This window comes from Sphaerisporangium sp. NPDC005289 (assembly GCF_040607455.1).
Classification (GTDB): domain Bacteria; phylum Actinomycetota; class Actinomycetes; order Streptosporangiales; family Streptosporangiaceae; genus Sphaerisporangium; species Sphaerisporangium rhizosphaerae.
Genome location: NZ_JBEXGS010000012.1, coordinates 49388 through 64081, shown reverse-complemented (window position 1 = coordinate 64081; position 14694 = coordinate 49388). Strand labels below are relative to the sequence as shown.

General features: G+C 72.0%; 13 protein-coding genes. 10 read left to right on the top strand and 3 right to left on the bottom strand.

From position 1 onward, the window contains the following. Positions 1-221: 221 nt before the first annotated feature. The 6 genes from tkt to pgl all read left to right on the top strand — a co-directional run bounded on the left by tkt (position 222) and on the right by pgl (position 8788). The gene (gene tkt, locus ABZT47_RS21715) at positions 222-2333 is read left to right on the top strand and encodes a transketolase (protein WP_354844795.1); all 2112 of its coding nucleotides are present in this window, start codon (positions 222-224) and stop codon (positions 2331-2333) included. 10 nt (positions 2334-2343) lie between these two features. Then, positions 2344-3453, top strand: coding sequence for a transaldolase (gene tal, locus ABZT47_RS21710; protein ID WP_354844792.1), 1110 nt, complete (start codon positions 2344-2346; stop codon positions 3451-3453). Between the two features lie 140 nt (positions 3454-3593). Then, positions 3594-5222, top strand: coding sequence for a glucose-6-phosphate isomerase (locus ABZT47_RS21705; RefSeq protein ID WP_354844789.1), 1629 nt, complete (start codon positions 3594-3596; stop codon positions 5220-5222). Beyond that, a complete protein-coding gene (zwf, locus tag ABZT47_RS21700) occupies positions 5222-6931 on the top strand; it encodes a glucose-6-phosphate dehydrogenase (RefSeq protein ID WP_354844786.1) in 1710 nt (569 codons plus the stop codon). Before ABZT47_RS21705 ends, zwf begins: the two co-directional genes overlap by 1 nt. Positions 6932-6956: 25 nt before the next feature. Then, the gene (locus tag ABZT47_RS21695) at positions 6957-7871 is read left to right on the top strand and encodes a glucose-6-phosphate dehydrogenase assembly protein OpcA (protein ID WP_354844783.1); all 915 of its coding nucleotides are present in this window, start codon (positions 6957-6959) and stop codon (positions 7869-7871) included. 143 nt (positions 7872-8014) lie between these two features. Beyond that, positions 8015-8788, top strand: coding sequence for a 6-phosphogluconolactonase (pgl, locus tag ABZT47_RS21690; protein WP_354844780.1), 774 nt, complete (start codon positions 8015-8017; stop codon positions 8786-8788). A 125-nt stretch (positions 8789-8913) separates the two neighbouring features. Here pgl and add read toward each other — a convergent pair whose 3' ends face one another. After that, entirely contained in the window at positions 8914-9960 is a 1047-nt protein-coding gene (gene add, locus ABZT47_RS21685; protein ID WP_354844777.1) for an adenosine deaminase, read from the bottom strand. Between the two features lie 82 nt (positions 9961-10042). Continuing rightward, positions 10043-10822, bottom strand: coding sequence for a class I SAM-dependent methyltransferase (locus ABZT47_RS21680; RefSeq protein ID WP_354844774.1), 780 nt, complete (start codon positions 10820-10822; stop codon positions 10043-10045). A 71-nt stretch (positions 10823-10893) separates the two neighbouring features. Between ABZT47_RS21680 and ABZT47_RS21675 the strand changes: the two genes are divergently transcribed. Continuing rightward, the gene (locus tag ABZT47_RS21675) at positions 10894-11472 is read left to right on the top strand and encodes a CGNR zinc finger domain-containing protein (protein WP_354844771.1); all 579 of its coding nucleotides are present in this window, start codon (positions 10894-10896) and stop codon (positions 11470-11472) included. A gap of 108 nt (positions 11473-11580) precedes the next feature. On the opposite strand, the gene ABZT47_RS21670 is transcribed toward ABZT47_RS21675, so the two are convergent. After that, positions 11581-11934 carry a nuclear transport factor 2 family protein gene (locus ABZT47_RS21670; protein WP_354844768.1) on the bottom strand — a complete coding sequence of 118 codons (354 nt, stop codon included), beginning with the start codon at positions 11932-11934 and terminating at the stop codon, positions 11581-11583. Positions 11935-12062: 128 nt separating this feature from the next. Between ABZT47_RS21670 and ABZT47_RS21665 the strand changes: the two genes are divergently transcribed. The 3 genes from ABZT47_RS21665 to ABZT47_RS21655 all read left to right on the top strand — a co-directional run bounded on the left by ABZT47_RS21665 (position 12063) and on the right by ABZT47_RS21655 (position 14303). Then, positions 12063-12683: a helix-turn-helix domain-containing protein gene (locus tag ABZT47_RS21665; RefSeq protein WP_354844766.1), complete on the top strand. Its 621-nt coding sequence runs from the start codon at positions 12063-12065 to the stop codon at positions 12681-12683. A gap of 200 nt (positions 12684-12883) precedes the next feature. After that, entirely contained in the window at positions 12884-13918 is a 1035-nt protein-coding gene (locus ABZT47_RS21660) for a TerC family protein (RefSeq protein ID WP_354844763.1), read from the top strand. A gap of 256 nt (positions 13919-14174) precedes the next feature. Continuing rightward, positions 14175-14303, top strand: coding sequence for a hypothetical protein (locus ABZT47_RS21655; protein ID WP_354844761.1), 129 nt, complete (start codon positions 14175-14177; stop codon positions 14301-14303). The last annotated feature ends 391 nt before the right edge of the window (positions 14304-14694 follow it).

Here is a 14694-nt window from a genome sequence, read left to right as displayed (position 1 = left end):
GCGGTTCCCGGCCGGTGGGGCCTTTCGCGTTCCAGACCGAGTCTCAGGGGCAAGGTTGTAAGGACGCGAGCACCATGTTCCCCGGCCGCATGTCACAAGAACAATGCATCTACGGTGGGGGAATCGACCCATTAAGGTCCGGTGTTGGGAGCGAAGGTGCCCAAAGACCGGACGGGCGCGCGAGCCGAACCGGCGCCATTGACCTATAGGAGATCGAGCAGTTGAGCAGCGAACTCGTGCCAAACCTTGAGTGGAGCGACCTCGATCGGCGCGCGGTCGACGTCGTACGCGCGCTCGCCATGGACGCGGTGGAGAAGGCCGGGTCCGGACACCCGGGCACCGCGATGAGCCTGGCCCCCGCCGCCTATCTGTTGTTCCAGCGCGTTCTGCGCCATGACCCCACCGACCCGGCGTGGACCGGCCGCGACCGTTTCGTCCTGTCGGCCGGTCACTCCAGCCTGACCCTCTACATCCAGTTGTACCTGTCGGGCTACGGGCTGACCCTGGACGACCTGAAGGGTCTTCGCCAGTGGGGCAGCCTGACCCCGGGGCACCCGGAGCACGGCCACACGATCGGAGTGGAGACCACCACCGGCCCGCTCGGCCAGGGCCTCGGCAACGCGGTCGGCATGGCCATGGCCGCCCGCCGCGAGCGGGGCCTGTTCGACCCCGACACCGCGGCCGGCGACAGCCCCTTCGACCACCGCATCTGGGCCATCGCCTCCGACGGCGACATCGAGGAGGGCATCAGCCACGAGGTGAGCTCCATCGCGGGCCACCAGAAGCTGGGCAACCTCAACGTCATCTACGACGCCAACCACATCTCCATCGAGGACGACACCAACATCGCCCTGTCGGAGGACGTCGCCGCCCGCTACGAGGCGTACGGCTGGCACGTGATCAAGGTCGACTGGACCGCCACGGGCGAGTACGTCGAGAACGTCGAGGAGCTGTACGCGGCCTACCGGGCGGCCATCGAGGAGACCGAGCGGCCGACGCTGATCCGGCTGCGCACGATCATCGGCTGGCCCGCGCCGAACAAGCAGAACACCGGCAAGATCCACGGCTCGGCGCTGGGCGCCGACGAGGTCGCCGCCACCAAGGAGGTCCTCGGCCTGGACCCGTCCAAGGACTTCGACGTGCCCGAGGAGGTCCTGGCGCACACCCGCCAGGTGGTCGAGCGCGGCCGGGCCCTGCACGCCGAGTGGAGCAAGGGGTTCGAGAGCTGGCAGGCCGCCAACGCCGAGCGCGTCGCCCTGTTCGAGCGCATGAGCGCCCGCAAGCTCCCGGCCGGCTGGGACGAGGCCCTGCCGACCTTCGAGGCCGGCAAGTCGGTCGCCACCCGCAAGGCCTCCGGCCAGGTGCTGAACGCGCTGGCGCCGGTGCTGCCGGAGCTGTGGGGCGGCTCGGCCGACCTGGCCGAGTCCAACAACACCACGATGGAGGGCGAGCCGTCCTTCATCCCCGAGGAGCACCAGACCAAGGCGTTCCCCGGCAACCGCTACGGCCGCACCCTGCACTTCGGCATCCGTGAGCACGGCATGGGCTCGATCCTCAACGGCATCGCCCTGCACGACGGCACCCGCCCCTACGGCGGCACCTTCCTGGTCTTCAGCGACTACATGCGCCCGGCGGTGCGCCTGGCCGCCCTGATGGGCCTGCCGGTCACCTATGTGTGGACGCACGACTCCATCGGCCTGGGCGAGGACGGCCCGACCCACCAGCCCGTCGAGCACCTGTGGGCGCTGCGGGCCATCCCGGGCCTGGACGTGGTCCGCCCGGCCGACGCCAACGAGACCTCGGCCGCGTGGAAGACCGTCCTGGAGCACACCGACCGCCCGGCGGCGCTGGCGCTGACCCGGCAGAACCTGCCGGTGTACGAGGGCACGGCCGACTTCGACAAGGTCGCCAAGGGCGGCTACGTCCTGCAGGACGCCTCCAACGGGCAGCCCGAGGTGATCCTCATCGGCACCGGCAGCGAGGTCGAGCTGGCCGTCGGGGCGCGCAAGCTGCTGGAGGAGGAGGGCATCCCGGCCCGCGTGGTCTCCATGCCGTGCGTCGAGTGGTTCCAGGCGCAGGACGACGCCTACAAGCAGTCGGTCCTGCCTCCCGCGGTCCGCGCGCGCGTCGCCGTCGAGGCGGGAATCGCCCTGGGCTGGCGGCAGTTCGTGGGTGAGGAGGGCGAGGTCGTGAGCCTTGAACACTTCGGCGCCTCCGCGCCGTACAAGACGCTGTACGAGCAGTTCGGCCTGACCGCCGAACGTGTGGCCGCCGCGGCGAAGGGCAGCCTCGCCAAGACCGGGGCCGACAAGGGCCAGACGACCGGAAACTGAGGAACGAGCCATGAGTGAGAACCTGAAGCGCCTGACCGGCCAGGGCGTGTCGATCTGGCTGGACGACATCAGCCGCGAGCGGCTGCGCAGCGGCAACCTCGCGGCGCTGGTGCGCGACAAGCAGGTCACCGGCGTCACGTCCAATCCCACCATCTTCGCCTCTGCGCTGAGCAAGGGCGACGCCTACGACGACCAGTTGCGCGACCTTACCGTGCGCGGCGTGGACGTGGGCGAGGCGGTCAGGGCCATCACGACCTATGACATCCGCTGGGCCGCCGACGTGCTGCGGCCGGTGTTCGACGCCACCGACGGCGTGGACGGCCGGGTGTCCATCGAGGTCGACCCGCGTCTGGCGACCGACACCGCCGAGAAGACGGTCGCCGAGGCGCGCGCGCTGTGGTGGCTGGTGGACCGGCCGAACGTCCACATCAAGATCCCGGCGACCGTCGAAGGCCTGCCGGCGATCACCCAGGCACTCGCCGAGGGCATCAGCGTCAACGTCACGCTGATCTTCTCCCTCGAGCGCTACCGCGCGGTGATGGACGCCTGGCTTTCGGGCCTCGAGAAGGCCAAGGCCGCCGGGCTGGACCTGTCGAAGATCGAGTCGGTGGCGTCCTTCTTCGTCAGCCGCTTCGACACCGAGATCGACAAGCGCCTGGAGAAGATCGGCACCCCCGAGGCGCTCGCGCTGCGCGGCAAGGCCGCCATCGCCAACGCCCGCCTGGCCTTCGCCGCCTACGAGGAGGTCATGGCGAGCGATCGGTGGCAGGCGCTCAAGGCCGCCGGGGCGCACCCCCAGCGTCCGCTGTGGGCCTCCACCGGGGTGAAGAACCCCGACTACCCGGTCGCCATGTACGTCGACCAGCTCGTGACCTCCGGCACGGTGAACACCATGCCGGAGAAGACGCTGGACGCCACGGCCGAGCACGGCTCCATCGACGGCGACACCGTGCGGTCGGGCTACACCGAGGCATGGGACACCATGGCGGCTCTCAAGCAGGTCGGCATCGACTACGACGACGTGGTGCGGGCGCTGGAGGAGGAGGGCGTCGAGAAGTTCGTCGCCTCGTGGACCGAGTTGCTCGGCACGCTCGAGTCGGAGCTGGAAAAGGCCCGCTAGGGCCCGCCCCCTGCAGCCTGGGCGGGCCGGCCGCGCGACCGCGCCGGCCCGGCCCGCCCCACGGCCGGCACCGGCTGCGGGCGCACGCCCGCAGCCGCGGCCACCGGCCCCGGCCGGCCACGCGAGGAGAAGACTTCAGAATGGATATTTCCGTAACATTCGGTGACGAGGAGGTCGCCGCGCAGGCCGAAGAGGCCGTGCGGAAGCTCGTCGAAGACGGGGTGCCGCGGGCGCTGACCGCGGGCGACCCCGCCTTGTGGGGGCCGGAGGCCGAGGAGGAGGCGAAGATCCGCCTCGGCTGGCTGAACCTGCCCGCGTCCTCCCGCGAGCTGCTCCCCCAGATCACCGCGCTGGCCGAGCGCGTCCGGGCCGACGGCCTGGAGCACGTCGTGCTCGCCGGCATGGGCGGCTCCTCGCTGGCTCCCGAGGTCATCTGCGCCACCTTCGACGTGCCGCTGACCGTCCTTGACACCACCGACCCGGGCCAGGTGCGCCGGGCGCTCGACGACCGGCTGGACCGCACGGTCCTGGTGGTGGCCAGCAAGAGCGGCGCCACGATCGAGACCGACGCCCACCTGCGCGTCTACGAACGGGCCTTCCGCGAGGCCGGCATCGACCCGGCCGGCCGCGTCGTGGTCGTCACCGACCCCGGCTCGCCGCTGGAGCGCACCGCGACCGAGGCCGGGTACACCGTCGTCCTGGCCGACCCCGCGGTCGGCGGCCGCTACAGCGCCCTGTCGGCGTTCGGCCTGGTGCCGAGCGCGCTGGCCGGAGCCGAGGTGTCGCGGCTGCTCGACGAGGCCGAGCAGGCCCACGCCACCCTGTCCGCCGATGACGGCCCGGGCCTCGCGCTCGGCGCGGCCATCGGCGCCGCGGCCCTGTCCGGCCGCGACAAGCTGCTGCTGGACGACAGCCTCTCGCCGATCAACGGCCTGCCCGACTGGGCCGAGCAGCTCGTCGCCGAGTCGACGGGCAAGCACGGCAAGGGCATCCTGCCGGTCGTCGGCATCGACCCGACCGGCGCCGCCGACGAGTTCGTCGCCAGCATCGACACCGACGGCGACGTCGAGGTGCGCGGGCCGCTGGGCGCCCAGTTCCTGATCTGGGAGTACGCCACCGCGGTCGCCGGGCGGCTGCTCGGGATCAACCCCTTCGACCAGCCGAACGTGGCCGAGTCCAAGGAGAACACCGCGCGGATCCTCGCCGGGGCGGGCCAGGGCCCGCTGCCGACCGGCGTGCCCGCGCTGGTCGACGGCCCGGTCGAGGTGTACGGCGAGATCCCCGAGCACGTCAAGGACCTTCCAGGAGTGCTGACCGCGCTGCTGGAGGGCATTCCGGCCCACGGTTACCTCTCCATCGGCGCCTTCCTGGACCGCGAGGCCGCCTTCGACGTCCCGGTGCCGGAGGACGCCTCCTTCGAGGTGATCACCGACATCTGGGCGGCGCACGACCCGGCCAGCCTGCAGGGGCTGCTGTCGATCAGGACCGACCGGCCGGTGACCTTCGGCTGGGGCCCGCGCTACCTGCACTCGACCGGGCAGTACCACAAGGGAGGCCCGCGGAACGGCGTCTTCCTGCAGATCACCGGTGCCGTGGACGACGACCTCGAGGTGCCGGGCAGACCGTACACCCTGGGCAGGCTGGAGCTCGCCCAGGCTCTCGGCGACCTGGACGCGTTGCGCGAGCGCGGGCGTCCGGTCCTCCGCCTGCACCTGACCGACCGCGAGGCCGGCGTCAGGCACCTGCTCACCGCCGCACGGGAGGTTTGATGAACGACAGCGAGCAGCCGGGCTCGGCCAACGCCGATGACACGGGCCCGGCGAACGTGCCCGCGCCATCGATCCACGAGACCGAACTGGCCAACCATGCCGGAGAGGACCAGCCGAAGGTCACCCCCGACGAGTCGCTGAAGGCGGCCCAAGCCGTCGCCAGCACCGCGACGACGATCGACGTGATCGAGGCCAACCCGCTCCGCGACCCCCGCGACCGGCGGCTGCCCAAGGTGGCCGGCCCCTGTGTGCTGGTGCTGTTCGGCGTGACGGGCGACCTGGCCCGGCGCAAACTGCTGCCGGCGATCTACGACCTGGGCAACCGCGGGCTGCTGCCTCCGGGGTTCTCCCTGGTGGGCTTCGCCCGCCGCGACTGGGCGCACCAGGACTTCGCCCAGATCACCCACGACGCCGTCAAGGAGAACGCGCGCACTCCCTTCCGGGAGGAGGTCTGGAAGCAGATCTGCGAGGGCCTGCACTTCGTGCCGGGCTCCTTCGACGACGACGGCGCGTTCGACGCGCTGGCCATGGCGCTGAAGGAGATCGACGAGACCCGGGGCACCGGCGGCAACTACGCCTTCTACCTGTCGGTTCCGCCCAAGGCCTTCCCCGTGGTCGTCGAGCAGCTCAAGCGCACCGGCCTGGCCAAGCCGCCCGAGGGCTCCTGGCGGCGCATCGTCATCGAGAAGCCGTTCGGGCACGACCTGCAGAGCGCCCGCGAGCTGAACGCCATCGTCGACTCGGCCTTCAAGCCCGACTCGGTGTTCCGCATCGACCACTACCTGGGCAAGGAGACCGTCCAGAACATCCTGGCGCTGCGCTTCGCCAACACGTTGTTCGAGCCGATCTGGAACCGCGGCTACGTCGACCACGTGCAGATCACGATGGCCGAGGACATCGGCGTCGGCGGCCGGGCCGGATACTACGACGGCATCGGCGCGGCCAGGGACGTCATCCAGAACCACCTGCTCCAGCTGCTGGCGCTGGTGTCCATGGAGGACCCGACGGCGTTCGGCGCCTCGTCGCTGCGCAGGGAGAAGGAGAAGGTCCTGGAGGCCGTCACCCTGCCCGAGGACCTCGGCCTGGCCACCGCGCGCGGCGCGTACACCTCGGGGTGGCAGGGCGGCGTGCCGGTCAAGGGCTTCCTGGAGGAGGACGGCATCCCGCAGGACTCCAAGACCGAGACCTACGCGGCGATCAAGGTGGAGATCGCCAACCGGCGCTGGGCGGGCGTGCCGTTCTACCTGCGCACCGGCAAGCGGCTCGGCCGGCGGATGACCGAGGTGGCCGTGGTGTTCCAGCGGGCGCCGCACCTGCCGTTCAGCAAGACCGACACCGAGATACTGGGACACAATGCCCTGGTGATCCGCATCCAGCCGGACGAGGGCATCACGGTGCGGTTCGGCTCCAAGGTGCCGGGCACCGCGATGGAGGTCAGGGACGTCAACATGGACTTCGCCTACGGCGAGGCGTTCCTTGAGTCCTCGCCGGAGGCCTACGAGCGGCTGCTGCTGGACGTGCTCATCGGCGACCCGCCGCTGTTCCCGCACCAGCGGGAGGTCGAGCTGTCCTGGAAGATCATGGACCCGATCGAGCACTACTGGGCGTCGCGTCCGGACCAGCCGGAGGGCTACCCTGCCGGCACCGGCGGCCCGGCCTCGGCCGACGAGATGATGTCCAGAGACGGCCGGGCCTGGAGGCGGTTGTGATCGGCAACGGAACGCGGGAGTCGCTGTGACCACTTTCCTGATGGGGTCGACCACGGCCTCCGACATCTCCTCGCAGCTCACGCGCCTGCGCCACCAGGTCGGCGCGCCGGCCGTCGGCATGGTGCTGACGCTGGTGGTGGTGTGCGACGAGAGCCACCAGTACGACGCGGTGCGCGCGGCCTCGGAGGCCGCGCGCGAGCATCCCTCGCGCATCCTCGCGGTGATCCCGAGGGAGCGCGGCGAGGCCACCCGGCTGGACGCCGAGATCCGGGTGGGCGAGCTGACGACCGGCGAGGTGGTGCTGCTGCGCCTGTACGGGGAGCTCACCGAGCACGCCGACTCGGTGCTGTCGCCGCTGCTGCTGCCCGACATCCCCGTGGTGGTGTGGTGGCCCGGCGACGCCCCCGCCTCGCCGGCGAAGGACCCTGTGGGCTCGTTCGGGCAGCGCCGCGTGACCGACGCCCGCTCGGCGCCGGACCCGGTGGCGGCGATCCGGAGCCGGGCCGACGGCTACTCGCCGGGCGACACCGACCTGGCGTGGACGCGCATCACGCCCTGGCGCAGCTTGCTGGCGGCGGCGTTCGACCAGCCGGTGGACCGGGTCCTGTCCGGCTACGTCGAGGCCGAGCCCGGTCACCCGAGCGCCTCTCTGCTGGCGGTGTGGCTGTCGGAGAAGCTCGACGCGCCGATCAAGGTGACCGAGTCCCGGGGGCCCGGCCTGACCAGCGTGCACCTGCGGTTGCAGGGCGAGGGCGAGATCGTCGTCGAGCGGCACGACTCGCGCACCGCCACGCTGATCCGGCCGGGGCAGCCCGACCGGCACGTGGCCCTGGCCCGAAGGCCGACCTCCGACCTGCTCGCCGAGGAGCTGCGGCGGCTGGACCCCGATGAGCTGTACGCCTCGGCGATCAAGCGCGTCGCGGACTTCGACGGTTCCTGACCCGTCCGGCGGCGCCGGCCCCTGATTCCGGGCCGGCGCCCCCGGCTTTCCGACCTGGCGGCCCGGCACCGCCCCTGCTCCGATCTTCGGTGCATAGGGTGGTGCCGGGCGCCGTCGTTTCATGTAGCTGGAGGGGTGTTGTCGTGAGTGTTCCCTCGGTCCTGATCCACCGGGACGCCGATGTGCTGGCCAAGGCCGTCGCCGCCCGCCTGATCACCGGGCTGGCCGACGCGCAGGCGGCCAAGGGGTCGGCCCACCTGGTGCTCACCGGCGGTGGCATGGGCGTCGCCACGCTGAGGGAGGTCGCCGCCACCCCGGCGCGCGACGCCGTCGAGTGGCGCCGCCTGGACGTCTGGTGGGGTGATGAGCGCTTCCTGCCCACCGGCGACGCCGAGCGCAATGAGACCGGCGCGCGGGAGGCGCTGCTGGACCGGGTGGAGGTCGACCCCGCGCGGGTGCACCCGATGCTCGGCCCCGACTCCGGGCTGAGCGCCGAGGAGTCCGCCGAGCGGTACGCCGACGAGCTGCGCAAGGCCGCGAGGCCCGAGGACCACGGGCCGGTGCCCTCGTTCGACATCCTCATGCTGGGCCTCGGCCCGGACGGCCACGTGGCCTCGTTGTTCCCCGAGATGCCGGCCGTCCACGACGAGCGTGCGGTGGTGGCGGTGCACGGCGCGCCCAAGCCGCCGCCGACGCGCATCTCGATGACCCATCCCACCATCAGGGCGGCCCGCGAGGTGTGGGTCATCGTGGCCGGCGAGGACAAGGCCGGGGCCGTCCGGCTGGCGCTGCAGGAGTCGGGCCCCTACCAGGTGCCGGGGGCGGGGGCCAGGGGGCGGCTGCGCACCCTGTTCCTGCTGGACCGGGCCGCCGCCTCCAAGATCCCGCCGGGGCTCACCCGGCGCGCGTCTCCCTGACAGGGCGCGCGGCGGGCCGTCCCGCCGCGCGACTCCGGCGCCGTCCGCCGAGACCCGCCGCCGGGTCATCGGAGCCGGCGGCGGGTCAGGCGCTGGCGGGCCGGCGGCAGCGGGTCGGCGGCGGGTCAGGCGCTCGCCGGCCCGGCCGCGCACACCTGGTCGATCTCGTCGATGATCTCGCGCTTGGCCCGCTCGCCGAGGAAGGAAGCCCGCACGGCGTTGCGGGCCAGCGCGGCCAGCTCGGCCTCTCCCAGGCCGAACACGCGGGCGGCGACGCCGTACTCGCCGTTCAGGGTGGTGGCGAACATGGGCGGGTCGTCACTGTTGAGCGTGACGAACAGGCCCTCCTCCAGCAGCCGGGGCAGCGGGTGGGAGGCCAGGTCGCGCACCTGGCCGGTGCACACGTTGGAGGTCGGGCACACCTCCAGCGGGATCTGGGTCTCCTTGAGGTGGGCCATGAGGCGGGGGTCGCGCACGCAGCTGATGCCGTGGCCGATGCGCTCGGCGCCGAGCCCCTCGACGACCTCCCAGATCGTCTCGGGCCCGGTCATCTCGCCCGCGTGCGGCACGCTGTGCAGACCGGCGGCGGTGGCCGCGCGGAAGGCGTCCCGGAAGGCGTCGCGGTACTTGGGCCGCTCCTGCTCGATGCCGGCCAGGCCGAGGCCGACCAGCGCCTCCGGCGGCGCGGACAGCGCGTGGTCGAGCGTCGCCCGCGCGGCCTCGGGCCCGGCCTCTCCGGGGATGTCGAACACGTAGCCGACGCGGACGCCGTGGTCGGCCGCCGCGGCCCGGGCGGCCAGGTCCAGCGCCTCGGTGATCGCGGCGTTGGACATGCCCATCCGCTGGTGGGAGTAGACCGTGACCGTCAGCTCGGCGTAGCGGACGTTCTGCGCGGCCAGGTCGCGCGCGGCTCCTGTGACCAGCGTGGCGACGTCCTCGGGCTCGCGCACCAGGCGGTTGACGTCGGCGTAGATCTCCGCGAAGTGGGGGAAGTCCCTGAAGACGTAGAAGGCGCGCAACTCCTCCTCGCTGGAGGGCACCGGGCCGCCGGGGTGCCGCCGGCTGAGCTCCAGGACCGTGGGCACCGAGGCGGCTCCCACCAGGTGCAGGTGCAGTTCGACCTTGGGCAGGGCGGCGATGAAGGCGTGTGTCGAGGCGGTGCTCTGCGTCATAGCGCCCGACCCTAAGCAGCCCGCCGGGATCGGTGGTAGTGTCCCGGCGGAAATCTCACACGAAGATGTCAGTTTCCGGTTCTCAGCTGCGAATGGCGCACAGCAAGCGGTCGTTCCCGTTCTGCCACAGGGTGCCCACCTCGGCGAAGCCGGCGTCGCGCAGGGCGGTGACGTGCGCGGACAGCTCCAGCGACTCCGATCCACGGTGGGCCGCGCCGGCGACCTTACGGGCGCGCTCGTCCGCCAGTGCCGCCAGGTCGGGGTCGGCGGCCACGGCGTCCCACCACTGGCGCCAGTCCTCGGGCCGTCCGGCGCCGGACCTGCGGCGCATGGCGCGCTCGTGCACCGCCCGCTCCAGCTTGGCCAGGGCCGGCGCGATGTCGATCACTTCCATGTGGTCGCCGTTGAGGAACACGCCGCCGGGCTTCATCACGCTCGCCAGCTCGGGGTACATCACGCGCAGTTCCGGCTCGGCCAGCCAGTGCAGCGCGGTGGTGCTCACCGCCGCGTCCACCGGGCGGTCCAGGCCGAGGGACGAGGCCCACCCGGGGGTCCGCAGGTCCACGTCGGCGAAGCGCAGCCCCGGCCTGCCCTCGTGCGCGGCACGGGCGAGCGCGAGCAGCAGCGGGTCGGCGTCCAGGGCCACGACGGTGGCCTCGGGCAGGCGGTCGAGCAAGCGGGCGGCGAGCGAGCCGGGCCCGCAGCCGAGGTCGAGCACCAGCGGGTCGGGCCGCCCGGCCCCGGCCTCAACGGCGTCGATGAGGGCGGCGAAACGGGCCTCGCGGTCGGGCATGTAGCCCTCCTGCTGGCGATCCCACCGCAGGATCCAGTCGCGGGCCCGCTCGCGGGGAACAATGGACATGAGGACTCCCTGTAACTGCCGTAAACTATTTGGGCAGTCACACGGTAAGACGCGAGGATGTAACCGGTCAAGTGAATTTCAACAGTCACACCGATGCCGTGGTGGCCGTCGCCGCCGCCCTGGTCAACCGGCTCACGCCCGGCGAGGCGCACGGGAGGCCGTACACGCCTCCGCCGCCCGGCCCCGACCGGCGCGCCACCGTCACCGAGGCCCTGCGCGCCGGCCACCGGGGCTCGCGGGAGGTCACCGACGCCGAGGCGGCCGAGCTGTCCCGGGTGGCCGCCGAGCTGCGGGTGGTCTTCGACGCGGTCGAGACCGGCGACCTGGACACCGCCGCCCGGCAGGTCAACCGCGTCCTTGACCGCACCCAGGCCCGGCCGCACCTGGAGCGGCACGACGGCGAGCCCTGGCACCTGCACTTCCACGGCGGCGGGGGCACCCTGGGCGACGACTGGGCGGCGGGCTGCGCCAGCGGCCTGGCCATCGTCCTGGGCGGCGAGCTGTACGACCGGCTCGGGGTGTGCACGGCGTCCCACTGCGACCGCGTCTACGTCGACGTCTCGCGCAACGGCACCCGCCGCTTCTGCTCGACCACCTGCCAGAACCGGGTCAAGACCGCCGCCTTCCGGGCGCGCGCGAGCCGTCCGTAGCCCCCGCGGGCGGCCTCGACGCCGGCGAGCCGCCTCAGCCCCCGCGAGCCGCCACTCCTCGCGAGTCGCCTCAGCCCCCACGGGAGGCCTGAACGCCCGCGGGAGGCGTCAGCGCCACACCATGCCGGTGAGTCCCCAGACCTCCGTGACGCGTCCGTCGGCGACGCGGATCATCTCCATGAGCGCCGGATCCTGCCGCCCGTCCGCCCCCGCGGCGCCGTGCACGGTGGAGCGCAGGGCGATCTTGTCCCCGTCGATGAGCATGTCCTCGATGGTGACCCGCAGGTCCGGGTAGCGCTCGCGGATGTCCCGCCAGGCGTTCGTGACGGCCTCGGTGCCCGTCGTCCCCATCGGGTGGCTGTAGAAGTCCGGGGCGAAGATCTCTTCCACGGCGTCGAGGTCTCCTGCGTTGGCGGCCGCGTACATGCGTTCCACGATCGCCTTCATGTCGTCCCTGGTCATTTCGCTGCTCCGTTCACTTGCCGACCGTTCGGTAAGCAAGCGTGCATCACTTACTGAACGGTCGTCAAGTACACTGCTCCGTGGAGGCGCGGACAGCGGGTCCGTCCTCCGCGGCCGGAGGGCGGGCGATGTCGGGCACCAAGGAACGTCAGGGCGGCCGGGCCGGGCAGAACGCCCAGGAGACCCGGCGGCGCATCCTGTCCATCGCCCAGGAACTGTTCGCCGGGCAGGGGTACGCCGGGACGTCCATCGCCGACATCGCCGGCCGGCTGGGCACGAGCAAGGCGGCCCTGTACTACCACTTCGCCTCCAAGGCCGAGATCATCGAGGCGCTGATGGCCGAGCCGCTGCTGGCCTACCAGCGGCTGGCCGACGCCGCCGCCTCCGGCCGCGCGGACGCCGGAGAACTGCTGGGCGCGGTCATCGACACCACGGCGGAACTGCACACGCTGATCGACCTCATCGGCGGCGACCCCTCCGCGCGCGCCGCGCTCCAGCGCGTGGTCCCGAGGTCCCAGGAGATCAACGCCGCCCTCACCGCCGCCCTCACCGCCGCCCTCACCGCCGCGCTCACCCCGCCAGGGCCCGACGCGGCCGGGCCTGACGCGGCCGGCGTCGTGCGGGCGCACGCCGCGTACGCGGTGGCGAAGAACGGCACGCTGGCGCTGCTGTCGGCCGGCGACGGCGCCCTCACCCCCGCCGAGCGGTCCGGCCTGCTCGCCGCCGCCCTCCGCGCCCTGCACGGCTGACGCCTTCAGCCCGCTGACCTGCTCTTTTCCGCGGTGAGCCGGTCGCGTATCCTGTGAGCGCGGAGGGGAGTACCCCTAGACGCCAGGGTCGTCAGTACGGCGGGCCCGATGCCCGCCCGGTCCTGGCGCCGTCCCGGAACACCACGTGGCCTGGACGGCGGAGAGACCTCCGGTCGTCTCGACCGGAAAGGTGTCCCCTTGTGAACGTCGCCCTGTGGGCCTGGCCGGCGGTGCTCGGTGTCATCGCCGCGATGCTCGCCATCGACCTGTTCACCCATCGCCATGCCCATGTGATCGGCATGCGCGAGGCGGCCCTGTGGTCGGCGATCTGGGTGTGCCTCGGACTGGCCTTCGGCGCCGCCGTCTGGTGGTGGTGGGGCGCGGAGTACGCCGGCCAGTACTACGCCGGTTATGTGATCGAGAAGTCGCTGGCCGTCGACAACATCTTCGTGTTCGCGATCATCTTCGGCCACTTCGCCGTGCCGGCGCGCTATCAGCACCACGTGCTGTTCTACGGCGTGCTGGGCGCGCTGCTCTTCCGCGGCGTCTTCATCGCCGCGGGCTCGGCGCTGATCGCGAGCTTCTCCTGGGTCCTGTACGTGTTCGGCGCCTTCCTGGTGCTCACCGGCGTCCGCCTGGCCCTGCACCGCGGCCAGACCGTCGACCCGGCGCGCAGCAGGACGCTGCGGCTGCTCCGCCGCCTGGTGCCGGTCACCGACGACTACCACGGGCAGCGGTTCTGGGTCCGGCAGGCGGGCAGGCGGGCCGCCACCCCGCTGCTGTCGGTCCTGGCGCTGGTCGAGGTGACCGACATCGTCTTCGCGGTCGACTCCATTCCCGCGATCTTCGCCGTCACCACCGAGCCGTTCCTGGTCTTCACCTCCAACGCCTTCGCCATCCTCGGCCTGCGCGCGATGTACTTCCTGCTGGCCGGGCTGATGCACCGGTTCGTCCACCTGAAGCTCGGCCTGGCGCTGGTGCTGGTGTGGGTCGGGGTGAAGATGCTCCTGCTGGACGTCTACAAGATCTCGACCTGGGTCTCGCTGGCGGTGGTCGCCGCGATCCTCGCGACCGCCGTCATCGCGAGCTGGCTCACCACCCGCCAGGGCGCCGGCCCGGCGCCGACGAGCCGGCCGGCCGTGCCGGCGGCCGGCGACCGGCCGGCATCGGAAGGCGATGGGGAGAGCCCGCCGACCAGGGCCCAAGCCGCTCACAAGAGGCGCTCCGGAAGCTGAGCCGTATGAGGACCCCCATCACGGTCAGGTGCCGGGGACGGCGCACGGCAGGTCGGCAGACCGGCCTGGAACAGCGCGTCGACCTGCGGTGACACCGTCCCGGGACGCGCGAGGGGGATGTCGCTCGATCGCATGGCAGGAAGTGGTCAGGGGCGTGCAGTTTGCTGCCGCCGAATCGTCTGTTCCGAGGGCCCGCAATGGCGGAGAGTTGTTCTCACAAGGACGAACGACAAGCCCTCCAGAAAAGAGACGGAAAATGACCGCCAGCGCCTTCTCCGCCGCCACCGCCACTCGTTCCGCCGGCACCACCTGGGACTCCTACTCGCGCACCGCGGGCACCACCTGGGACGGTTACTCCCGCGCCGCCGGCACCACCTGGGACTGATATACGACCTTAACTTTTAACCGGATTCCAGCACCATCTACCCGATAATAGACCTCAAGCGAAAACGCCGGACGTACGATTCTCCGGCGAGGACGGCTGAACGCACCAGCCCGCCCGGGTGAACCGCATACGGTTCGCGAAGACGGCGGAAGACAATGAACTCTTCGGCCCGGCGCCCGTATATTCGGAGAAATCGACGCCCGGCCGGCCGATCGCGACCGGCTCCCGGCCACGCGAGCGCACCACCGCTCCGGCCCCGCCCCTCGGCCCTGCTCCGTCGGCCTGCTCCCTCGGCCCTGCTCCCTCGGCCCTGCTCCCTCGGCCCTGCTCCCTCGGCCCTGCTCCCTCGGCCCTGCTCCCTCGGCCCTGCTCCCTCGGCCCTGCTCCCTCG